We start from the raw sequence: 21025 nt of genomic DNA, 5'->3' as shown, positions 1-21025 counted from the left end.
GGGCCCGGCCGGCCGACACGGTCAGAGGTACTGGCCGGTGCTGTGCCCCTCGCCGCCCTGCGGCTGGCCCATGCCCGGCATGCCCGGCATCACGCCGCCGGGGCCGCTGGGCAGCGCCGGCCGGCCGGAGCGCATCTGCTCCAGCTGGACCCGGGCGGCCATCTGCTGGGCGACGAGGGCCGCCTGGATGCCGTGGAAGAGGCCCTCCAGCCAGCCCACGAGCTGGGCGTGGGCGATGCGCAGCTCGCCCTCGCTGGGCGCCTTCTCCTCGGTGAAGGGCAGCGAGATCCGCTCCAGTTCCTCCCGCAGCTCGGGGGCGAGCCCCTCCTTGAGCTCGACGATCGACCGCTGGTGGATCTCGCGCATCCGGTGCCGGCTGGCATCGTCGAGCGGGGCGGCCTTGACCTCCTCCAGGAGCTGCTTGATCATGCTGCCGATCCGCATCACCTTGGCCGGCTGCTCGACCAGTCGGGTGGGGTCCTCGCCAGCGGCCTCGTCGGTCTGCACGGTGCCGACCGGCCGGCCGTCCGGGCCGACCACCACCACCGTTCCGGAGCGACCGGTGCCGTCCTGGCCCGGCTCGTCGTTCTGTCCAGCGGAGTGCGCTTCGGTCATGGGATCCATCTTTACCCAGCCGCCGGCGGCCATGCGCCCCGGGACCGATCCCGACGCCGGATCGGCGGGTGATCCGCGCTACGGTCGCGCCATGCCCGCCGACCCGCGCGCCGTGCTCAGCCGCCCCGCTCCGGCCCCGGACGTCACCGTCTCCTACGGCGACCATCCGGACCAGATCGCCGATCTCCGCCGGCCCGCCGGGTCGGGCCCGGCCCGACCGCTGGTCGTGGTGGTGCACGGCGGCTTCTGGCGGGCCGAGTACGACCGGCGGCACACCGGCCCGCTGGCCGCCGCGCTGGCCGCGCTCGGCCACCCGGTGGCCCAGGTGGAGTACCGCAGGACGGGGCAGCCGGGTGGCGGCTGGCCCGGAACGCTGACCGACGTGCTGACCGGCGTGAACGAGTTGCCCCGGCTGGCGGCCGAGGCGCTGCCCGGGCACGTCGCCGCGGGGCCCCCGGTCCTGGTGGGCCACTCGGCCGGCGGACACCTGGCGTTGTACGCGGCGGCGACCGCGCCGGCGACCGTCGGGGGCGTGCTGGCCCTGGCCCCGGTGTCGGACCTCGCCGAGGCGTACCGGCTGGATCTGGACTCCGGCGCGGTGGCCGCGCTGCTCGGCGGCGGCCCGGCGGACTTCCCCGACCGGTACGCCGTAGCCGATCCACGGCCGTTGGTACCCATTCCGGCACGGACAGTAGTCGTGCATGGTGCGCTGGACGAGCAGGTGCCGGTGGCGATGAGCCGGGAGTTCGTCGCGGCCGGCCGGGCGGCCGGGGGCGAGATCCGCCTCGTTGAGCTGCCGGAATGCGAGCATTTCGGGCTCATCGATCCGGAGTCGGCGGCCTGGCCTGAGGTCACGGCTGCTTTTCGATCTTTGCTCGAAGATCGCTAAGCATTGACGCAGCGTCGCTGACCGGGTAGAACGCCGAGGGGGCGTGATCCGCCCTGCAACGCTCCCCGGAAGGAACTCCGTGTCGCAGATGAACCGCAGGCGGGCACTTCAACTGCTGGCCGCGCTCGGGACGGCAGGGTTCGCCGCCGGCTGCGGCACCGACGCCGCCGAGGGGGAACCGGCGGGCCGGCGGAGCCCGATCAAGATCGGCCTCATCGCGCCCACCAGCGGCGGCCTCAAGGCGATCGGCGACGAGATCACCAACGGCTTCCAGCTCTTCCTCGACCTCAACGAGAACAGCCTGGGTGGGCACCCGGTCACCCTGCTCACCGCCGACGAGGGCGAGAGCGTGAAGACCGGCAAGGCCGCCGTCGAGGGGCTGCTGAAGCAGGGCGTGCTCGCCCTCACCGGCGTGGTCGACTCGAACATCATGTTCGGCATCCGCGACACCGTCGAGAAGGCCCGGGTGCCGTTGATCGGCTCGAACGCCTCGCCGACCAGCCTGCAGAGCGTCGTCTACATCTGGCGGACGTCGTACGTGCTGGACGAGGCGGGCCGGGCGCTGGGCCGCTACCTGCGGGAGCAGCTCGGCGCGTCGGAGCGACTGGCGATCATCGCGCCGGAGAACGTCGGCAGCCAGGACGTGGTGCGGGGCTTCAAGCAGGAGTTCGGCGAGACCGACCAGCGCATCAAGGACCCGGTCACCTGGACGGGCGTCTTCACCAACCCGTCCAAGTCGGCGTACCGGGCCGACATCCGCGCCGCGCTGAACCGGAACCCCGACGCCGTGTTCTGCTACTACGCCGGGCCGGCGGCCGTCGAGTTCATCAAGCAGCTGCGCATGGAGGGGTTCAAGGGCAAGGTCTACGCGCCGGGCTTCCTCACCGAGGGCACCGTCCTGGAGAGCGTCAAGGCCGAGGAGGCGATGGGCATCCAGACCGCCCTCAACTACTCGGCCGACCTGAACAACACGGCCAACCGGCGGTTCGCCTCCGCGTACCGCAAGAAGCACGGTGCCTCGCCCACCACCTACGCGATGGCCTCCTACGACGCCGCGCAGGTGCTCGACCAGGCCATCCGGGTCGCCGGGGACACGCCGAACCCGCAGCAGGTCAACCTGGCGCTCGGCAAGATCGGCCAGATCGACAGCCCGCGCGGGGTGTGGCAGTTCAACCAGCCGCGCACGCCGCAGCAGAAGTGGTACCTGCGCGAGGTCCAGCTCGACGGCCAGGTGCTGTCGAACGTGCTGGTCACCGAGCTGGCCACGCTCGGCTGAGCGCACCGACACGACGAGCGAAAGGGCCGGCCTCCCCTCCCGGAAGGCCGGCCCTTTCGTCGTACCCGGCCCGGCTCAGCGGCCCGGCGGCGCGGCCGGACTCAGTGGCGCAGCTCGGCGATGCAGCACTTCACGCTGCCGCCGCCCTTCTTCAGCTCGGCCAGCTCGACCGGGACCGGGTGGTAGCCGGCCGCCTTCAGCTTCCCGGCCAGCCGGGTCGCCTCGCTGTTGAGCACCACGTTGAGCCCGTCGCTGACCAGGTTCAGGCCGAAGGCCAGCGCGTCCTCGTCATCCGCGACCACCGCGTCGGGGAAGAGGTGGGCGAGCACCTTCTGGCTGGCCGCCGAGAAGGCGCCCGGGTAGTAGACGATGTTCTCGTCGTCGATCGAGGCGAGCGCCACGTCCAGGTGATAGAAGCGCGGGTCGACCAGGCGCAGCGACACCACCGGACGGCCGATCGCCTCCTGCGCCTCGGCGTGCGCCGGCAGCTCGGTGCGGAAGCCGTGCCCGGCGAGGACCAGCCCGCCGTGCGCCTCCGGCAGGTACGCGAAGTCGCCCTCGCCCTCGTTGGTCTCGCTCGGCGCGATGAACCGCCAGCCCTGCGACTCGTAGAACGCCCGGTGCGCGGCGGCCTCGGCGGTGCGCTGCTCGTGCTTGAACCGCGCGCCGTAGACGGTGCCGTCGACCACGAACGCGCCGTTGGCCGCGAAGACCATGTCGGGCAGGCCCGGCTCGGGCGTGAGCAGGTGCACCTCGTGGCCGAGACCGACGAGGGTCTCCCGCAGGCGGTCCCACTGCTTGACCGCCAGCTCCGGGTCGACCGGGGTGGTCACGTCCATCCACGGGTTGATCGCGTACTCGACCGCGAAGTGCTCGGGCGAGCACATGAGATATGTCCGCTTTCGCGGGACTCGCTGCTGGTTCACGGTGACCAAGGGTAGGTACCGTGGAACTTTGGTAACAGCCACAACCGTTGCTTCCCAGAGGCGGAACGTTGCAGATAGATGCCGTAGACCAGCGGATCATTGCGTTACTCGTCGCGGATGCCCGCGCCTCGTACGCGGACATCGGACAACGGGTCTCACTCTCCGCCCCGGCGGTCAAGAGGCGGGTGGACCGACTGCGCTCCGCCGGGGTGATCCGGGGCTTCACGGCGGTCGTCGACCCGGCCGCCGTCGGCTGGACCACCGAGGCGTTCGTCGAGCTGTTCTGCGCCGGCCGGACCACCCCGGCCCAGATCGGGGTGGCCACCCGCCGGCACCCGGAGGTGGTCGGCGCGTACACCGTCTCGGGCGAGGCCGACGCCCTCGTACACCTGCGGGCCGCCGACATCGCGCACCTGGAGGCGGCGCTGGAGCGGCTGCGGGCCGAGCCCTTCGTGACCTCCACCCGCAGCACCATCGTGCTCTCCCGCCTGGTCGAGTCCCCCGGCGTCGGGCCCTCCGTCGGCTGACCCGCCGGCCCCGCACCCGGCACCTGGTGGCGCGGTACCGCCGAGGTGCGCCGCCGGGGAACAGCGCGGAAAGCCCGGCCGGGTCGGAACCACGCGCCGGGCGGGCGCGTCGAACCGGCCATGACACGGGGAGCGCACGTCCTCGCGGCCGGCACGCTGGCCGCGCTCACCCTGCTCGGCGGGAGCGCCGTCCCGCCGCCGCTGCCCGGCGATCCGCCGCCGAGCCACCGGCCGTTCGCGCCGCGGCTGGTCTCCTTCGACTCCTGCGCCGAGGCGCTGTCCGGACTGCGGGCCGCCGCCCGCGCGTCCGTCGGCCCGTGGGGCTTCGCCGACGGCTGGCGCACCGCGTTCGGCGGTCCGCCCAGGGCCGAGTCGGGCGTGCGGGCGTCCGCCGCGTCCGCCCCGGAACACTCCACCACCAACAACCACGAGGCCGGCGCGGACGAGCCCGACCTGGTCAAGACCGACGGCCGGCGCATCGTCACGGTCAGCCGGGGGCTGCTGCGGGTGGTGGACCCGGCCGCCCGGCGGGAGACCGGGCGCGTCGACCTCACCCGGGCGCTGCCGGATCAGGGGTGGGGGGAGCAGACCCTGCTGCTGCACGGCGACCGGGCGCTGGTGCTGACCCGGACGGGCACGGTCCGGGAGCCGGTGATGCCGATGCCGGGGACGCGGATGCCGGGCGGCGTCGCCGCGTCCCGGCTGATCCTGGTCGACCTCGCGGGCGCGCCACGCGTCCTCGGCACCTACCGCGTGGAGGGGAGCCTGGTCGACGCCCGGCAGACCGGGTCCACCGCGCGGGTCGTGGTCCACACCCGGCCCCGGCTGGAGTTCCCGTACGCCGAGCGCGGCACCGACGCGACGCGGACGGCGGCCAACCACGCGGTGATCGACCGGGCCGGCGTGGAGGCGTGGCTGCCGGCGTACGAGTGGACGGCCGGCACCCAGCGGCACACCGGCCGGGTCGGCTGCGACCGGCTGAGCCGCCCGCCCGCGTGGTCCGGCACGTCGATGCTGACCGTGCTGAGCTTCGACCTGGCCACCGACCGGCTCGGCGACGGCGACCCGGTCAGCGTCGCCGCCGACGCCACCACCGTCTACGGCACCGGCCCAAACCTCTACCTCGCGGGCGAGCGGCCCGTCACCGGCCGGCCCGGCTCGCCGCACCGGGACCGGCGCGCCCGCGCGCAGGTCACCGAGATCTACCAGTTCGACACCGGCGCGCCGGGGCGTCCGCGCTACGTCGCCGCCGGCACCGTGCCGGGCACGCTCGTCAACCAGTACGCCCTCTCGGAGTGGCAGGGGCACCTGCGGGTCGCCACCACCACCGGCGATCCCTGGGCCGCCCGCCCGACCTCCGAGTCCGGCGTGCACGTGCTGCGCCGCGACGGCGACACCCTGGCCCGGACGGGCTCGGTCACCGGCCTCGGCCCGGGCGAGCGGATCTGGTCGGTGCGCTTCCTCGGCGGGTCCGCGTACGTGGTCACGTTCCGGCGGACCGACCCGCTCTACGCGGTCGACCTGACCGACCCCGACGCGCCCCGGGTCACCGGCGAGCTGAAGATCACCGGGTACTCGGCGTACCTGCACCCGCTGCCGGAGGGGCGACTGCTCGGCGTGGGCCAGGAGGCCGACCAGCGGGGCCGGACGCAGGGGGTCCAGGTCTCCCTGTTCGACGTCCGCGACCCGGCCCGGCCGACCCGGCTCGACCAGTGGCACGTGCCCCGGGCCTACTCCGCGCTGGAGTACGACTCGCACGCCTTCCTGCACCACCCGGAGACCGGGCTGGTCGCCCTCCCGGTCGGCGACGACGTACGCCTGCTGCGGGTCTCCGGGACCGACATCAGCGAGGTCGGCACGGTGTCCCATCCGGGCGACCCGGGCGCGGTGACCCGGTCGCTGCTGGTCGGGGACGTGCTCTGGACCGTCTCGGACACGGGCCTGCGGGCCGTCGACCCCACCACCGCGCGGAGCCTCGACTGGCTCCCCGTGACCTGATCCTCCCTCCCCGGCGGGTGGGGCCCGGTTTCTCGGGGTTTCCGGGCTCCACCCGCCGCACCGTCCGGGAGGGGGTCGGTCAGAGGTACATGCCGGTGCGGTGCTCGCCCTGGTCGCGCCTGACCGGCTTGTCGCCCTCGCCGAAGAAGCGCTTCCCGCCGAACTCCCCGTGCAGCCGGTCGTCCAGCTCGTCCGCGAGCCCCGTCATCACCTGCACGGCGAGCATCAGGTGGGTGGCCTGGAAGTTACGGCCGAAGACGGGGATGGACGCCCACACGGTGTCGTCGGCGCAGTAGAGCCGGCCGATCGGCATCCGGTTGGTCAGCTCCGACAGCTTCACGTAGAGCCGCTCGGTGGGCTCGACCTCCGTGAGCACCGGGGAGAAGACGTCCACCAGCGGCGGATTGTCGCGGACCCGGACGAAGACCATCGCCGAGCCGGCACGGATGGTGATGTCGCCGTCGGAGTCGACCTGCAACCGGTCCGAGTCCGACTTGAGCATGGTCGAGACGACCGTACGCACCCGCTCGGCGAGCGCGGCCACGTCGCCCTCCGGGGCCTGGGCGGCGGCCGCGGCGGCGAGCGCCTCGTCCAGGTCGCCCTCGACGTCCCGGTCCGGGCCGAACTCGCTGCGCGCGGTGCCCAGCGGCTCCACCGGCAGCGGCTCACCCTCGGCGTCGTGGATCAGGTAGACGAGGAAGGCGGGGTGCGGGGCGCCGTAGACGTCGCGCAGCGTCCGGGTGAGCAGGGCGGCGAGCTGGCTGGCCTCGGCGGTGCTGCCGTCCAGCCCGAAGTGCTCGCCGGAGCCCTCCACCACGCCGGGCGGCGACCAGCCGAGGGCGATCATGTCCGCCACCGCGGCCCGGTCCAGCCGGTAGCCCTGCGGGAGGGTGGCGTTGCCGACCGCGCGGGCGGCCAGCCTGCCGTCCGCGCCGACGTCGACGCTGAGGGAGTAGACGGCGTCGCCGGTGCCGGAGGCGGTGGGGTCGAGGGTCAGCTCGACGTGCGTGCCCGTCGGCAGTGCCCCCAACCGTTCGGCCAGCGCCCGCGCGAACTCCCGCCACGCCTGGGTGACCTTCGCCCGCAGGTCCGCCGTGGTGGGCTCGTCGAGCAGGATCGGCTCGTGGTGCGCCGGCAGGGTGCCGGGCGAGTCACCGTTCGGCGCCGAGGGGTGGTCTGCCGTCATGATCGCCTCCGTCCGTCCAGGTCACCCTACCCACGGACGCGGGGGGACGAATCAGCCCGACACCGATCGGACAACGGCGGTCAGGCCGGGGCCTCGCCGGGCCGTTCGCCGCCGAGTTCGACCGGCCAGGAGGCGGCCAGCGCGCTGAGCCGGGCCGCCGCGCCGGCCGGGTCCGCGCCCCCGCCGACCGCCAGCCCGAGCAGGTACGCGGTGACGGGCGCGCCCGGGCGCAGCACCTGGTGCGCCACGTCCTTCGCCAGGTCGAGCACGGCCGGCACCGGCACCCGGGCGGGGTCGAGGCCCAACTCGGCGCAGGCCGCCGTCACCCAGTCGTCCATCACCGTCATCGCGCCCACTCCTCCGCCCGGCGTACGTCCTCGTCAGTGTCGCAGTCGAACCAGGGCGGCGGGCCGGCACCGGTCCACGGCACCTGGCGGACCCGCAGCCCGGCGAGCAGCGCCCGGATCGGCGCCCCCGCCAGCGGCGCGGCTCCGCCGGGTCCGGCGGTGTGCGGCGGCCCGCCGGGCGGGGTCGGCTCGACGGCGGCCGGCTCGGCGCTGAACGCCGGCTCGGCGGTGGCGGCGCGCTCGACGGCGAGGCGGTCCAGGGCGGCGCGCAGCGGGGCGACCCGCCACACCCCGCAGAGCGTCTGCCGCCGCCCGTCGTCGTCCACGTAGCAGGCCCCGTCGTGACCGGCGTCGAGCCGGTCGAGCAGCGCGCCGACGGCGGCGCGGGTGAGCAGGGGCAGGTCGGCGGCGAGCAGGGCGACGACGGGCGTACCGGGATCGAGCAGGGCCAGCCCGGCCGCCGCGGCGGCGACCGGCCCGCCGCCGGGTGGGTCCTCCCGGGTCACCCGCACCCCGGCGGGCACCGGCCCGGGCGGGCCGACCACGACGCGCGGGGCGGCGTCGGCGACGGCGGCCAGCACCCGGTCCCGCATCGGCCGGCCGCCCACCGTCCGGGCGGGCTTGTCGACGCCCCCCATCCGGCGCGCGGCCCCGCCCGCCAGCACCACCGCCGCGTACGTGTCCACCCGGCCACGGTAGCCGTGCGGCCGCCCGGGCACGGGGTGCAGGATGGCGGGATGGGACGGGCGACTGACCGACGCGGCGTGCTCCGCATCGACCTCGACGCGGCGACCGGCCGGGCCTCGGTACGCCGGCAGGACACCCTCGCCGTGGAGGAGCCGCTGGAGATCCGGGTCGGCCCGCCCGGTCCCGGCCGGCGGCGGCCGCTCGCGGTCACCATGCGTACGCCCGGCGACGACCTCGACCTGGCGATCGGCTTCCTGCTGACCGAGGGGCTCATCCGCTCCGCCGACGACGTGCACACCGCGCAGCTCTGCGCCGGCGCGGAGACGCCCAACACGTACAACGTGGTGGACGTGGTGCTGGCGCCCGGTGTGCCCGAGCCGACCGCCGACCCGACCCGGAACTTCCACACCACCAGCGCCTGCGGGGTGTGCGGCAAGGCGAGCATCGACGCGGTGCGTACCCGATCGCTCTTCGCGGTGGGCGACGACCCCCTGACGGTGCCGGCGGCGGTCCTGACGGGGCTGCCGCAGCGGCTGCGCGCGGCGCAGCGTGGCTTCGACCGCACCGGCGGGCTGCACGCGGCGGGCCTGTTCACCGCGACCGGCGAGCTGGTCGTGCTGCGCGAGGACGTCGGCCGGCACAACGCCGTGGACAAGGTGATCGGCTGGGCCGTCCGCGAGCGGCGGTTGCCGCTGACCGGGCACGTGCTGCTCGTCTCCGGGCGGGCGAGCTTCGAGCTGACCCAGAAGGCGTGGATGGCGGGGGTGCCGCTGCTCGCGGCGGTCTCCGCGCCGAGCACCCTGGCGGCGGAGCTGGCCGAGGAGGCCGGACTGACCCTGGTCGGCTTCCTGCGCGACCAGACCATGAACGTCTACGCCCGCCCCGACCGGGTCACGACCTGATCCGTCACGGTCGGCACGGGCCGTGATCGGGGATGAGGTCCTCGGGCAACGAGCCACGAGGTGTGCGGCGGGGGATGGCGATGGACGTCATCGCCGCCCGCGAAGGGAGGGGCCTTCCGTCATAGGGTCGTGGACTCGTGGCAGGGCGCTGCCTGCGCCGGGCGCCGCTGGTCGAGGCTGGCCAACTCCTCGGGGGACAGGCGCAGCGCCCCGGCGGCCAGGTTCTCGACCAGATGGTCGGGGTTGCCGGTGCCGGGGATGGCCAGCAGGTGCGGGCCGCGGCTGAGGGTCCACGCGATCCGCACCTGCGCCGGCGTCACGCCGTGGGCGCGGGCGATGGCATGCACCGCCTCGTTGGTGGCCACGCCGCCGGCCTCACGTCCGTCGCCGGCGATCGCGAAGAACGGCACGAAGGCGACACCCTGCTCCCCGCAGGTGCGCACGAACTCGTCGTGCACACGTCGGGTGTCGACGCCGTACGGGTTCTGCACGCAGACCACCGGGGCGACCGCCTGCGCCTGCGCGAGGTGATGGGGGCGAATGTTCGACAGGCCGAGATGCCGGATGAGGCCGGCGTCGCGCAGCTCGGCCAGCGCGCCGAAGTGCTCCGCGACCGAGTCCAGCCCGTGCTGGCGCAGGTTCACGACGTCCAGGTGGTCGCGGCCGAGCTGGCGCAGGTTCTCCTCGACCTGCCCGCGCAGTTGGTCTGGCCGGGCCAGCGGCAGCCACTCCCCGGACGGATCGCGGCCCGGCCCGACCTTCGTGGTGATGACCAGTTCGTCGGCGTACGGCGAGAGCGCCGTGTTGATTAACTCGTTGGCCGACCGCAGCGGCGAGAAGTAGAACGCCGCCGTGTCGATGTGGTTGACCCCGAGCTCGACCGCCCGGCGCAGCACACCGACGGCCCGGTCGCGGTCGCTCGGCGCGCTGCCGTTGCCCGTCAGGCGCATCGCGCCGAACCCGATCCGGTTGACGGTCAGGTCGCCGAGCGTCCAGGTGCCCGCGGAGTCCGCAGTGATCATGTTGATGGGCATTGGGCGAACCTAGCCATCCCCGCTGCCCTGCACAGCCGGTCATCTGCCCGATACCGCTCCCGCAAGATCGTTGCTAAGTTATCTACAGTGCGGGCGCTCTGTCGGACCGACTCCGACACCGCCCTAGTCGAACAGACACCGCCCTAGTCGAACAGCCCCAACCGGACGACGGCGTCCCGGGCCAGCAGGAAACCGGCGATGCCGAGGATCCAGCCCAGCATGCTGCTGGAGCTGCGCATGATCCAGGCGTTCAGCCGGGCCAGCACCGGCTCGACCAGCCTCGGCCAGGCCACCCGGGCCGCCAGCAGCAGCACGGCCGGCAGCACCATCACCAGGCAGTAACCGGCGAGCAGCCCCACCACGCTCCCCGCGCCGAGCCCGGAGGTGGTCAGCAGGCCGATCGCGCCGAGGTACGGCAGCATCGTCGCCACCTCGGCGAGCGCCGCGAGCAGCGCCAGCCCGACCAGCCAGCGCGCCGACGAGTCCCCGGCGGCGACCCGGTCCCGCCAGCGCAGCGCAGCGCCGCCGGACTTGCGCTTACCGTCGTACCGGAAGCTCAGCGCGAACAACCCGACCCCGAGGACGAGCTGCGCCCAGAGCACGGGCCGGTTGTCCATCGCCCCGCCGAGGACGTCGGCCAGTTGGGCGCCGCCGAGGACGAGCAGCAGCCCGACGGCGAAGTAGAACGCGGTGATCGTGCCGAGGTAGGTCAGAAGCCGTGCGACCCTGACCCTGCCGGGGCTGAGCAGCAGCCAGACCGGGATGAAGAGGGTGCCGATGCTGGTGCTGTCGACCAGGGCCAGGCCGGCGAGCGAGAGCAGCAGTCCGACGCTCATGTCGGACGGTCAAGGAGTAGCGGCATGTGATCATTCTCGGGCGGCGCGGAGCCGGTGGAGTCGCCCCGCAGAACGAACGTCGGCTACATCCTTCGACGGACGTGCGCGCCCGCACGAGGCCGGCGACCTGACCGCGGTCAGCCCACAGTACGAGCGGGTCCTGCTCTCCTGGCTGGATCGGTGCCTCTCCGCCCATCCGACAGTTGAGCTAGGGACGTGGCTGGATCGGGAAGCGGCCCCGGCGGATCTGCCAGTGACGCCCGGCCTTCAGGTGGTCGATGATCGCCCGCTGGAGCACGGTGCGGCGCGGCAGCCGGTCGAGCGGCGTGGTCAGGCTGCGGAACACGAACCGCAGCACCTCGACGTCGGCGTCCAACCCTTCCGGCTCCTCGTAGGGCTCCAGCTCGAACATCCGCTGAAACCGGACGATGTTGGAATCCTCGGGCAGATATTCCAGCAGCTGCGGGTCGAGCAGCCACGAGCCGCAGGAGAACGCCGTGTAGTGCTCGTCGGGAAAGTGGCGCGGGAAGAACGCGCGTGCCTCGTCGAGGGACGCCGCGACCGCCTCCGAGGTCATCGGCCCCGACTCGGGGATGTGCAGGTCGAGGGCGGTGCCGCCGCGCTGGTATTGCAGGCGGCCCAGCTCGTAGAGGCCGCCGCGCGCGTGCAGCGTGAGCCAGCTCTGCATGACCGGCCAGCCCTCGCGGTGCATCCGCCGGTCGATCGCGAGGTTGCGGCCCAAATCGGCGAGGGTCGCCCACGACACGGCGTCGGAGATGCCGTGGTCACGGTGGTATCCCCTGACGACGTCGACCAGAGCCAGGTACGCGTACACGTAGAGATGGCGCCAGGCTGGGCCCCGTTCGCGCGGCAGCGCAGGACCGGGCGGCAGCCAGCCGTGGCCCCCGAGATCGGCGCGGACCAGCGCGATCGAGCGGTCGAGCAGCCAGCGCAGCTCCGACGTCCACAGTGGTGAGCCAGGATCGGGCCAGCCCGCCATGATCTCGGCGGCGTCGTCCGCTCGCACCGCTAGCCGGTCGAGGAGCGCGGGCGCGTCGGCCTTGGCGGGCAGCGGGGCCGACGGCCGGTCGCCGGCGAGCCGGTGCACGCGGTCGACGTCCTCGACGGGCACCTCGAGCCGGGCGGCGGTGTCGTCCAGGTCCACCCGGCCGACCCTACCGGCCGGTCGGCGTGCTCACCGGGGGCCGCCCCGGCTGCGTCGGCGGCGTACGACGCCCGGCATGCCGACGGCCGGCCACCCGTCCAACTCGGACGGTGGTACGCCCCGGCGCAGCAGGTCGTCGAGGAGCAGCGCCAGCGGGTAGTCGGGGTGCTCGGCCAGGCCCCGTTCCAGGGCCACCGCCGCCAGCGCCCCCTGCCCCGCCCGCCAGGCCGCGAACGCCAGCAGCGCGGCCGGCGCGGCGATCAGATCCGGCTCGGCCCGGCGCAGCACGTCGGCCCAGAGCGCGATGTCCTCGTCGCGCCCGTCGGTGCGCTCCCACGCGTGGTCGCGGACCGACAGGTGGGTCAGCAGCAGGCTCAGCCAGGCCACCTCGTCGTCGCTGAGCCGTTGTCCCCGCCGGTGCCGGCGCAACGCGCCGCGTACGGCCGTCGTGCCGGCGGCCCGGACCGCCCGCCCGCTGCGCAGATCCCCGACGGGCGCCATCTGCAGCAGGGCCGCCAGGCGCCGCTCGGCCCGGGCGGTGGCCCGGCGTACGGCCGAACGGGCCGGACCGGTGACCGGGGCGACCTGCGCGACGAGGGCGGCCCGGTCGGGCAGGGCGACCTGGCCGGCGAAGACGGCCGCCGCGCTGACCTCGCTGGCCCCGGCGTCGAAGGGCTTGCCCTCGGGCGGGCAGCACTCCGGCTCCGTGCAGACGTACGACCAGTATCGGCCCCCGGTGACACGGAGGGCGTCGAGCACGGGCAGCCCGGCCGAGGTCAGCGCGACGCGGACGGCGTCGACGGCGGGGGTGACCCGGGCGGCCGGGCCGTAGCCCAGGACCGTGGTGGTCTCGGCGCTCTGCCGGGCGATGACGCCGGCGAGGTGCCGGGCGGCGTCGCCCGGATCGGCGAGGTCGGGCAGGTCGGCGCGGGCGGCGAAGGTGATCCGGCGGGCCCGCATCGCGACCACGACGACGCTGTCGGCCGGGTGGAAGCCGAGCAGGTACGGCACGGCGGCGATGAGGTCGGCCGGGGAACGGACGGTGAGCCGGGGGCGGTCGGTCGGGGTCATGGCTGGCAGCCTGCGGCGCGGGCGGAACCGCGGGCAGCCCCTGTGGACGACACGCGGGTTATCCACAGACACGCAGCGTGTCGCCCCAGCTCAGGCGTTCACGCCTCCGCGGGCGCGGAGCGTTCCGGCTGGTCCGCCACCAGCGACGCCAGCTCACTGCGGGAGCCGACGCCCAGCTTCGGGTACGCCTTGTAGAGGTGGTAGCCGACCGTGCGGGGACTCAGGAAGAGCTGCGCGCCGATCTCGCGGTTGCTCAGCCCCCGGGCCGCCAGTTGGACCACCTGGTGTTCCTGCGGGGTCAGCCGCTGCACGGCGCCCGTGTCGGCGGCCCGGACGCTCTCCCCGGCGGCGCGCAGTTCGGCCCGCGCCCGCGCGCTCCAGGGCCGGGCCTGGAGCCGGTCGAAGATCTCCAGCGCCGAGTGCAGCACGATCCGCGCCTCGCTGATCCGGCGCGCCCGACGCAACCACTCGCCGTGGAGCAGTTCGGTGCGGGCCCGTTCGAACGGCGGGCCGCCCTGCCGGTGCAGCGCGACAGCCTGGGCGAACCGGTCGTCGGCGTTGCCGTCCAGCAGCGCCTGGCACCGCAGTGCGACCGCCCGCGTCCACGGCTGGCGGACGTGCGCGGCCCAGTCGGCGTACTGCCGGGCTGCGGGGAGCCCGTCCGCCGGCCGGTCCACCCGTACCGCGGCCTCCACCAGGTCGGGAAGGCTGGCCATCGCGCCGCCGCGGTGCCGCGCGGCCAGCATCCCGGAGAGCCGGCCGAAGGCCGCCTCGTACCGGCCGAGGCCCAGGTCCAGCAGGCTCAGCGCGCCCGCCGCGTGGACGTTTCCCGGCGTCACGCCCCGCGCGATCGGTTCCGCCGTCAGCTCGACGCACCGCCCTTCGTCCCCCCGGACGGCGGCCAGGGCGGCCAACACGGTGTTCAGGTAGACCGCGTGCCGGCGCTGCCCGGTGTCGGCGGCGATCCGCAGGCCCTCCGTGGCGTTGGCTTCCGCGTCGTCGTGCCAGCCCGACATGAGCTGGGTGCGGGCGAGCAGCGGGAGCACCGAGGCCAGCAGGCCGGCGGCGCCCTGCCGACGGGCCGTGTCGGCCAGTCGCGCCGCGATGTCGTGGGCGCTGTCGACGTCGGCCAGCATCAGGTGCCACCACCCGATGTCGAGCAGCTCCAGGTGCTGCGCGCAGCCCGTCGTCTCCTCGACCAGCAACCGCAGCGGTTCGACCGAGGCGTCGGAGAGGGCGTGCTGCGCGGCGAACACCCGGGACAGCGCGGTCACGAGGTGGGCGCTGGGCACGCCCAGCTCCTCGGCCCGCGCGGCGGTGCGCTCCAGCGCGCCGAGGTCGTCCGCGTGGGCCGCCGCCCGGCCGGCGCGGAAGAGCAGGTGACCGGCCCGACGCGGGTCGAGGGAGGCCACCGCCACGGCGGCGTCGGAGAGCAGGCGGTGGGCCTCCTTCGGGCGGTCCCGCGAGTCCAGCACGACGGCGCGGACCAGGGCGATGTCGGCCAGTTGCACGGGATCGGTGACGTAGTCGGCGGCCTGGTCGGCCAGCGCCGCGGCCCGATCCAGCTGGCCGGCGTCGGCGGCCGCCTCCGCCGCCGTGGTCAGCCGCTGCCCGCGCCGGGCCCGGTCCGCGGTGAGCGCGGCGGCCCGCTCGCACATCGCCGAGACCGCCGCGCTCACCCGGGGCGACCCGCTGCGGGCAGCGGTCTCCAGTGCCTGCGCCGCTTCCTCGTCCGGCCCGATGGCCATCGCCGACCGGTGCCAGGCGTACGAGCAGACGTCGCCCCGGGCCGCGTAGACCGCCGCGAGCGCCCCGTGCGCCGCCATCCGGCTGCCGACCTCCGCGGTCTCCCGCACCGCCGTACGCACCAGCGGATGGCGGAACACCAGCCGGCCCTCCACCAGCCGTACGAGCTGCGCCTGCTCGGCGGGGACCAGGTCGTCCCGGGTGCAGCCGAGGCGTTCGGCGGCCGGGAGCACCACGGCGGCGTCGGCGGTGGACGCGTCGGCGGCGACGACGAGCAGCCGTCGGGTCGCCTCGGGTAGCCGCCGCACCCGCTCGGCGAAGACCTGGTGCAGCCGCTGGTAGCGCGAGGACGGCACGCGGCGCGGCTCGCCGTCGAGCGGCAGTTCCAGCAGGGCGAGCGGGTTGCCCTGCGCCTCGGTGAGCAGATCGGACCGGAGGTAGCCGGGCACCGGCTCCGGCCGTTGCGCGACCAGGGCGGCGGCCGCCGCCTCGTCCAGCGGCCCGATCGGCAGCTCCGGCAGGCCGGCCGGGTCGAACGGGGACGGCTCGTCGGCACGGACCGCGACGACCACCGCGATCGCCTCGGCGTCGAGCCGACGCACGGCGAAGAGCAGCGCCTCCGCCGAGGCCGCGTCCAGCCAGTGCGCGTCGTCGACGAGGCAGAGCAGTGGGCGCTCCTCGGCCAGCTCGGCCAGCAGGCTCAGCACCGCCAGCCCGACCAGGAACCGGTTCGCGTCGCCGCCGGCCTCCTGCCCGAGCGCCGCCCGCAGCGCCCGGGCCTGGGGGGCGGGCAGGGCGTCCAGCCGGTCGGTCTCCCGGCCGAGCAGCAGGTGCAGCCCCGCGTAGGGGAAGCCCGCCTCCGACTCGATCCCGTCCGTGCGCAGCACCCGCATGTCGCCGGCCAGGTGCGCGGTGTGGTCGAGCAGCGCCGACTTGCCGATCCCGGCCTCGCCCCGCAGGACGAGCACCCCGCTGCGGCCGGACCGCGCCTGCCGGAGCAGGGTGTCGATCCGGGAGATCTCCTCGGTCCGGCCATGCAGCACGGGAGTCAAGGCTACGCGGCCACCGTCGCGCTCATCGCCTGGTACAGGGTCTCCTCCGACAGCGCGCCGTTCAGCGTACGACCGGCGATCCGGAACACCGGCACCCCGCGTACGCCCTCGGCCCGCACCCGGGCGAGTTCGGCGCGCACGTCGTCGTCGCCGCCGTCCTGCCAGGCGACGCCCGCCTCGTCGGCGAGCCGGCGCAGCGTGGCCGGGTCGGCGATGTTGAGCTCGTCGGTGTGGTGGGCGCGGAACAGCCGCTCCACCATCGCCTCGCCCCGCCCCTGCCGGGCGGCCACCGCGTTCAGGCGGTGCGCGGGCAGCGTGTCGGACCACACCGCGTGGCGGTGCCGGAACGTCAGCCCCTCGCTCGCCGCCTTCGACTCGATGCCGGCGATCGCGTCGTCCGCTCCCGCCCCGAAGGCCCGGCGCAGCACGTCGATCTTCGGTTCGCCGTCGACCGTGGCGCGGGGGTCCAGTTGGAACGGCCGGAACCGCACCCTCACCTCCCCGCCCTCGGCGCGGATCCGGGCCGCCGCGCGCTGGAACCGGGCGAAGGCGAAGTACGACCACACGCACGGCACGTCGAAGACGAATTCCACGTCCATCGTCCGCTCCCTTCTCTGTTCCTCGGGTCAGGCCGCGTACGGGGCGCGCTCGCGGGCCTCGCGCAGTGCCCGCCCCCACCAGCCGAGCTGGTCCAGGACGGTCTTGGCGGCGCTGTCGCAGCCCTGCGGATCCACCGGCGAACCGGACTCGTCGAACTTGTCCCAGCAGCCGTGGAAGCTGACGGTGTCCCGCACGGTCGTCGCGTGCACCTCGGCGAAGACCGTGCGCAGGTGCTCCACGGCACGCAGGCCACCGGCGAGCCCGCCGTAGGAGACGAAGCCGACCGGCTTGGCGCGCCACTCGTCGCGGTACCAGTCGATCGCGATCTTGATCGAGGCCGGATAGCTGTGGTTGTACTCCGGCGTGACCACCACGAAGGCGTCGGCGCCGGCCAGCCGCGGCGCGAGCGCGCCGACCGCCGCCGGCTCCGGCGCGCCGAAATCGTTGAGCGTGGCCGGCAGGTCGACCTCCGCCAGGTCGATCACGTCGACATCGAAACCGCCGTGCCGCCGCGCCCGGTCGACGAACCAGTCGGCCACCACCGGGCCGAAGCGCCCCTCCCGGGTGCTGGCCACGATGACGGCGAGGCGCAACTGCTGCGTGGTCATGGATGTTCTCCCAGGTCGGTCGGGGTGTGTGTCGACCACGCTAGGCAGCCGGCGGCCCCCCGCCATCTGTCAACCGACCGGTCACGGACCCGGACCCCCGCCCCGGTGGCCGGTACGGTCGTTCGACAGATGCCCGGCGGACGTCCCCGTTCCTACCGTCGGCGTCCATGACCACCACACACGCGTCGCAGCAGCCACCGCCCGTCGTCCGCACCCGCTGGGCCCCGGTCGCCGCGGTGGCCCTCGCCATGCTCGTGGTGACCTCGGAGATGAGCATCGCCGGCGTGGTGCTGCCCTCCATCGGCTCCGACCTGGCGGCCGACCCGGCGGCCACCACCTGGGTGTTGCTGGCGTACGCACTCCCGATGGCCGCGATCTCCATTCCGGCCGGCCGCTGGGCCGACCAGGCCGATCCCCGGCTGATCTTCGTCGTGTCCATGGCCGGCATCGGCGTCACCAGCGTGCTCGCTGCCCTCGCGCCGACGATGTGGGTGCTGCTGGCCGTACGCCTGCTCCAGGGCGTCACCGGCGGGCTCACCCTGGCGGTCTACCTGCCGGTGATCGCCGCGACCGTGCGGGCGGACCAGCGGGCCCGCGCGATCGGCACGGTGGTGACCATCATGACCATCGGCGGGATGGCTGGCACGTCGCTCGGCGGGCTGGTCGCGGGCGCGTTCGGCTGGCGGGCGGTGTTCCTGCTCAAGCTGCCCCTCGTCGCGGCCGCGCTCTGGCTGGGCCTGCGGGCGCTGCCCCGCGACGGCCGGGGACTGCCCAACCCCGGCCTGCCGCTGCTGAGCGAGGTGGCGCTGCTGGGCGGCACGGTCGCCACGGTGCTCGTCGCGGTCGACGAGATCGCGGCGCGGCCGGCGGTGGCCGCCGGGCTGGGCGCGCTCGCCGTGGGACTCGGCCTGGCCTGGGCCCGGCTGCCCGCCGCGCGACCGGTCATCGCGCTGGTACGCGACCGTCGCTTCGGGTTCACCGTCCTCGGGCTGTTCCTGGTGTGCTTCAACGTCGCGCTGACGGCCTTCCTCCTGCCGTACTTCCTCGCCGATGTGCTGCACGAGGGCCCGGAGGTGACCGGGATGCTGCTGCTGGTCAACATCGGCGCCATGACGGTCGCCTCGCCGGTCGCCGGCTGGCTCGCCGACCGGATCGGCGCGCTGCCGGCGGCGGCGACGGGTGCCGCGCTGGTAGCCGGGGCCACGCTGCTGCCGGTCACGCTCCCCGCCGACGCCGGGCTGGCGCACGTCGGGTGGCAGATCGCGGTGACGGGCGTCGGGTTCGGCCTCTTCAACACCCCGATCATCGCGGCGGTCATGGCGGCGGCGCCCGCCGGCGCCACCGGCGCCGCCGGCGGGGTCAGCGGCACCGTACGGATGATCGCGACGACGCTCGCGCCGGCAGTCGCCGCGCTGTGCTGGACCGCCGGCGGCGGCGGGCTGGCCGGCTTCCGCACCGCCTTGGTGGTGCTCACGGCGATCCAGGCCGCCGGGGCGCTGGCGCTGCTGGCCGCCCGGCGCCGCGACCCCGCCCCGGTACCCGCCCGCGCCGGCGACTGACGGGTTACCTTGCGCAGATGGATCTGGCGTACCTGCGGGCGCACCCGGAGCACCTGCCGACCTTCCTGACCCACCAGCGGATCCGGGAGACGCCGGTCGCCGGCGGCGACATCTGCGCCGCGTCCCGGCTGACCCTCGACGACGGCCACTCGATCTTCGCCAAGACCTGGCCGGAGAGCGCCGGCCGGCCGGTGCCGGAGGGCTTCTTCGCCGCCGAGGCGGCCGGCCTGCGCTGGCTGCGGGAGGCGGGCGCCGTCGCGGTGCCGGAGGTGGTCGTGGCGCTGCCCGAGCTGCTGGCGCTCGACTGGGTGGAGCCTGGCGAGCCGACGCCCGAGGCGGCCGAGCGGTTCGGCCGGGAACTGGCGGGACTGCACCGGGCCGGCGCGCCGGCGTTCGGGGCCGGGTGGACCGGGTTCATCGGCGCGCTCCCGCAGGACAACACGCGGGACGACGGCCCGTGGTCGCGCTGGTTCGCCGAGCGCCGGCTGGTCCCGTACCTGCGCCGGTCCGTGGACGGCGGCGCGCTGACCGGCGCGGAGGCCGCGCTGGTCGAGGAGGTCGTCGACCGGATCGGGGAGTTCGGCGGGGACGAGCCGCCGGCCCGCATCCACGGGGACCTCTGGCCCGGCAACGTGCTCTGGGGGGCCGACGACCGGGTGTGGCTGGTGGACCCGGCCGCGCACGGCGGGCACCGGGAGACCGACCTGGCGCAGCTGGCGCTCTTCGGCGGCGTGCCCCACCTCGACCGGGTCCTCGCCGCGTACGCGGAGGCGTGGCCGCCCGCCGACGGGTGGCGGGAGCGGGTGCCGCTGCACCAGCTCCACCTGATGCTGGTGCACACCGCCCTCTTCGGCGCGGCGTACCGCGATGCGGTCTCCCGCACCGCCCGAGCGGCCCTGACCGGGCTGGTGCGCGCTACCGTCGACGGGTGAACGCCGCCCCGCCGACCGACGGCGCCCTCGTCGACCGGTACGGCCGCGTCGCCCGGGACCTGCGCGTGTCCCTGACCGACAAGTGCAACCTGCGCTGCACCTACTGCATGCCGGCCGAGGGGCTGCCCTGGCTGGCCGGCCCGGAACTGCTCGGCGACGAGGAGATCGTCCGGCTGGTCCGGGTCGCGGTGCGGCGGCTGGGCGTGACCGAGGTGCGGTTCACCGGCGGGGAGCCGCTGATCCGGCCCGGCCTGGTCGGCATCGTGGCCGCCGTGGCGGCGCTGGAGCCGCGCCCCCGGATCTCGCTCACCACCAACGGCATCGGGCTGGACCGGCTCGCCCCCGCGCTGCGCGCCGCCGGACTGGACCGGGTGAACGTCTCGCTGGACACCCTGGACCCGGAGCGGTTCGCCCGGCTCACCCGGCGCCCGCGCCTGCCGGACGTGCTCGCCGGGCTGGCCGGGGCGACCGCCGCCGGGCTCACCCCGATCAAGGTCAACACCGTGCTGATGCGCGGCGTCAACGACGACGAGGCCCCGGCGCTGCTCCGCTTCGCGCTGGCGCAGGGCTACGAGCTGCGGTTCATCGAGCAGATGCCGCTGGACGCCCAGCACGGCTGGGACCGGGCCACCATGGTCACCGCCGACGAGATCCTGGCCCACCTGCACGGCGAGTTCGCCCTGACCCCCGACCCGGTGGAACGCGGCGCCGCCCCGGCCGAGACCTGGCTGGTCGACGGCGGCCCGGCCCGGGTCGGCGTGATCGCCAGCGTCACCCGGCCGTTCTGCGGCGACTGCGACCGCACCCGGCTCACCGCCGACGGGCAGGTCCGCGCCTGCCTCTTCGCGACCGAGGAGTCCGACCTGCGCGGCGCGCTGCGGGCCGGGGCGGACGACGACGAGCTGGCCCGGCGCTGGCGGGCCGCGATGTGGGGCAAGCGGGCCGGGCACGGCATCGACGACCCCGCCTTCCTGCAACCCGCCCGGCCCATGTCGGCCATCGGAGGATGACCGTGACCGAACCGACGCGGCCGGCCGACGCCGGACCGCCGGCCCACGCCGCGCAGGCA

General features: G+C 75.0%; 20 protein-coding genes. 8 read left to right on the top strand and 12 right to left on the bottom strand.

Going from position 1 to position 21025, the window contains the following annotated elements; translation table 11 throughout:
* Positions 1 to 21: 21 nt before the first annotated feature.
* Positions 22 to 624, bottom strand: coding sequence for a bacterial proteasome activator family protein (locus ACSNOB_RS16230; protein WP_436687396.1), 603 nt, complete (start codon positions 622 to 624; stop codon positions 22 to 24).
* Between the two features lie 82 nt (positions 625 to 706).
* On the opposite strand from ACSNOB_RS16230, the gene ACSNOB_RS16225 reads away from it, so the two are divergent.
* Both ACSNOB_RS16225 and ACSNOB_RS16220 read left to right on the top strand, forming a co-directional pair.
* Positions 707 to 1504: an alpha/beta hydrolase family protein gene (locus ACSNOB_RS16225; protein WP_436687395.1), complete on the top strand. Its 798-nt coding sequence runs from the start codon at positions 707 to 709 to the stop codon at positions 1502 to 1504.
* Between the two features lie 79 nt (positions 1505 to 1583).
* Positions 1584 to 2780, top strand: coding sequence for an ABC transporter substrate-binding protein (locus ACSNOB_RS16220; protein WP_436687394.1), 1197 nt, complete (start codon positions 1584 to 1586; stop codon positions 2778 to 2780).
* A 101-nt stretch (positions 2781 to 2881) separates the two neighbouring features.
* Here the strand turns inward: ACSNOB_RS16220 and ddaH are convergent, their stop codons facing one another.
* Positions 2882 to 3715, bottom strand: a complete 834-nt coding sequence (ddaH, locus tag ACSNOB_RS16215) for a dimethylargininase (RefSeq protein ID WP_436687393.1) — start codon at positions 3713 to 3715, stop codon at positions 2882 to 2884.
* A gap of 59 nt (positions 3716 to 3774) precedes the next feature.
* On the opposite strand from ddaH, the gene ACSNOB_RS16210 reads away from it, so the two are divergent.
* Complete coding sequence (locus ACSNOB_RS16210) at positions 3775 to 4233, top strand: Lrp/AsnC family transcriptional regulator (RefSeq protein ID WP_436687392.1); 459 nt, start codon at positions 3775 to 3777, stop codon at positions 4231 to 4233.
* A 120-nt stretch (positions 4234 to 4353) separates the two neighbouring features.
* Positions 4354 to 6231 carry a beta-propeller domain-containing protein gene (locus ACSNOB_RS16205; protein WP_436687391.1) on the top strand — a complete coding sequence of 626 codons (1878 nt, stop codon included), beginning with the start codon at positions 4354 to 4356 and terminating at the stop codon, positions 6229 to 6231.
* Positions 6232 to 6310: 79 nt separating this feature from the next.
* On the opposite strand, the gene ACSNOB_RS16200 is transcribed toward ACSNOB_RS16205, so the two are convergent.
* The 3 genes from ACSNOB_RS16200 to ACSNOB_RS16190 form a co-directional block, all read right to left on the bottom strand.
* Positions 6311 to 7417 carry a T3SS (YopN, CesT) and YbjN peptide-binding chaperone 1 gene (locus tag ACSNOB_RS16200; RefSeq protein WP_436687390.1) on the bottom strand — a complete coding sequence of 369 codons (1107 nt, stop codon included), beginning with the start codon at positions 7415 to 7417 and terminating at the stop codon, positions 6311 to 6313.
* Positions 7418 to 7497: 80 nt separating this feature from the next.
* Complete coding sequence (locus tag ACSNOB_RS16195; protein ID WP_436687389.1) at positions 7498 to 7764, bottom strand: DUF6457 domain-containing protein; 267 nt, start codon at positions 7762 to 7764, stop codon at positions 7498 to 7500.
* A complete protein-coding gene (locus tag ACSNOB_RS16190; RefSeq protein ID WP_436687388.1) occupies positions 7761 to 8450 on the bottom strand; it encodes an NTP transferase domain-containing protein in 690 nt (229 codons plus the stop codon). The genes ACSNOB_RS16195 and ACSNOB_RS16190 overlap by 4 nt, the downstream gene beginning before the upstream one ends.
* A gap of 51 nt (positions 8451 to 8501) precedes the next feature.
* Between ACSNOB_RS16190 and fdhD the strand changes: the two genes are divergently transcribed.
* Entirely contained in the window at positions 8502 to 9353 is an 852-nt protein-coding gene (gene fdhD / locus ACSNOB_RS16185; protein ID WP_436687387.1) for a formate dehydrogenase accessory sulfurtransferase FdhD, read from the top strand.
* 119 nt (positions 9354 to 9472) lie between these two features.
* Here the strand turns inward: fdhD and ACSNOB_RS16180 are convergent, their stop codons facing one another.
* The 7 genes from ACSNOB_RS16180 to ACSNOB_RS16150 all read right to left on the bottom strand — a co-directional run bounded on the left by ACSNOB_RS16180 (position 9473) and on the right by ACSNOB_RS16150 (position 17465).
* Positions 9473 to 10387 (bottom strand): aldo/keto reductase, encoded by a 915-nt coding sequence (locus ACSNOB_RS16180; protein WP_436687386.1) that lies wholly within the window; start codon positions 10385 to 10387, stop codon positions 9473 to 9475.
* 143 nt (positions 10388 to 10530) lie between these two features.
* Positions 10531 to 11223: a GAP family protein gene (locus ACSNOB_RS16175; RefSeq protein ID WP_436687385.1), complete on the bottom strand. Its 693-nt coding sequence runs from the start codon at positions 11221 to 11223 to the stop codon at positions 10531 to 10533.
* 208 nt (positions 11224 to 11431) lie between these two features.
* Complete coding sequence (locus tag ACSNOB_RS16170; protein WP_436687384.1) at positions 11432 to 12388, bottom strand: acyltransferase domain-containing protein; 957 nt, start codon at positions 12386 to 12388, stop codon at positions 11432 to 11434.
* Between the two features lie 30 nt (positions 12389 to 12418).
* Positions 12419 to 13459, bottom strand: a complete 1041-nt coding sequence (locus ACSNOB_RS16165; protein WP_436687383.1) for a DUF4192 domain-containing protein — start codon at positions 13457 to 13459, stop codon at positions 12419 to 12421.
* Positions 13460 to 13557: 98 nt separating this feature from the next.
* A complete protein-coding gene (locus tag ACSNOB_RS16160) occupies positions 13558 to 16248 on the bottom strand; it encodes an AAA family ATPase (RefSeq protein WP_436687382.1) in 2691 nt (896 codons plus the stop codon).
* A gap of 11 nt (positions 16249 to 16259) precedes the next feature.
* On the bottom strand, positions 16260 to 16856 hold the full coding sequence (locus tag ACSNOB_RS16155) for a DsbA family protein (RefSeq protein ID WP_436687381.1): 597 nt from the start codon (positions 16854 to 16856) through the stop codon (positions 16260 to 16262).
* A gap of 27 nt (positions 16857 to 16883) precedes the next feature.
* The gene (locus ACSNOB_RS16150) at positions 16884 to 17465 is read right to left on the bottom strand and encodes an NADPH-dependent FMN reductase (protein WP_436687380.1); all 582 of its coding nucleotides are present in this window, start codon (positions 17463 to 17465) and stop codon (positions 16884 to 16886) included.
* A gap of 167 nt (positions 17466 to 17632) precedes the next feature.
* On the opposite strand from ACSNOB_RS16150, the gene ACSNOB_RS16145 reads away from it, so the two are divergent.
* Genes ACSNOB_RS16145 through moaA form a run of 3 tightly spaced genes read left to right on the top strand, consistent with a single transcriptional unit; the run spans position 17633 to position 20966 of the window.
* Positions 17633 to 19024 (top strand): MFS transporter, encoded by a 1392-nt coding sequence (locus ACSNOB_RS16145; protein ID WP_436687379.1) that lies wholly within the window; start codon positions 17633 to 17635, stop codon positions 19022 to 19024.
* 17 nt (positions 19025 to 19041) lie between these two features.
* On the top strand, positions 19042 to 19956 hold the full coding sequence (locus ACSNOB_RS16140) for a fructosamine kinase family protein (RefSeq protein WP_436687378.1): 915 nt from the start codon (positions 19042 to 19044) through the stop codon (positions 19954 to 19956).
* Complete coding sequence (gene moaA, locus ACSNOB_RS16135; RefSeq protein WP_436687377.1) at positions 19953 to 20966, top strand: GTP 3',8-cyclase MoaA; 1014 nt, start codon at positions 19953 to 19955, stop codon at positions 20964 to 20966. Before ACSNOB_RS16140 ends, moaA begins: the two co-directional genes overlap by 4 nt.
* Positions 20967 to 21025 lie beyond the last annotated feature (59 nt).

The organism is Micromonospora sp. URMC 106 (genome assembly GCF_051386395.1).
Classification (GTDB): Bacteria; Actinomycetota; Actinomycetes; order Mycobacteriales; family Micromonosporaceae; genus Micromonospora.
This window is presented reverse-complemented; position numbering and strand designations above follow the sequence as displayed.

Excerpts from the sequence above, each read along its gene's own strand:
- ACSNOB_RS16230 (WP_436687396.1), bottom strand. The coding sequence starts at position 624 with ATGGATCCCATGACCGAAGCGCACTCCGCTGGACAGAACGACGAGCCG.
- ACSNOB_RS16225 (WP_436687395.1), top strand. The coding sequence starts at position 707 with ATGCCCGCCGACCCGCGCGCCGTGCTCAGCCGCCCCGCTCCGGCCCCG.
- ACSNOB_RS16205 (WP_436687391.1), top strand. The coding sequence starts at position 4,354 with ATGACACGGGGAGCGCACGTCCTCGCGGCCGGCACGCTGGCCGCGCTC.
- ACSNOB_RS16200 (WP_436687390.1), bottom strand. The coding sequence starts at position 7,417 with ATGACGGCAGACCACCCCTCGGCGCCGAACGGTGACTCGCCCGGCACC.
- ACSNOB_RS16195 (WP_436687389.1), bottom strand. The coding sequence starts at position 7,764 with ATGACGGTGATGGACGACTGGGTGACGGCGGCCTGCGCCGAGTTGGGC.
- fdhD (WP_436687387.1), top strand. The coding sequence starts at position 8,502 with ATGGGACGGGCGACTGACCGACGCGGCGTGCTCCGCATCGACCTCGAC.
- ACSNOB_RS16180 (WP_436687386.1), bottom strand. The coding sequence starts at position 10,387 with ATGCCCATCAACATGATCACTGCGGACTCCGCGGGCACCTGGACGCTC.
- ACSNOB_RS16175 (WP_436687385.1), bottom strand. The coding sequence starts at position 11,223 with ATGAGCGTCGGACTGCTGCTCTCGCTCGCCGGCCTGGCCCTGGTCGAC.
- ACSNOB_RS16165 (WP_436687383.1), bottom strand. The coding sequence starts at position 13,459 with ATGACCCCGACCGACCGCCCCCGGCTCACCGTCCGTTCCCCGGCCGAC.
- ACSNOB_RS16155 (WP_436687381.1), bottom strand. The coding sequence starts at position 16,856 with ATGGACGTGGAATTCGTCTTCGACGTGCCGTGCGTGTGGTCGTACTTC.
- ACSNOB_RS16150 (WP_436687380.1), bottom strand. The coding sequence starts at position 17,465 with ATGACCACGCAGCAGTTGCGCCTCGCCGTCATCGTGGCCAGCACCCGG.
- ACSNOB_RS16145 (WP_436687379.1), top strand. The coding sequence starts at position 17,633 with ATGACCACCACACACGCGTCGCAGCAGCCACCGCCCGTCGTCCGCACC.
- ACSNOB_RS16140 (WP_436687378.1), top strand. The coding sequence starts at position 19,042 with ATGGATCTGGCGTACCTGCGGGCGCACCCGGAGCACCTGCCGACCTTC.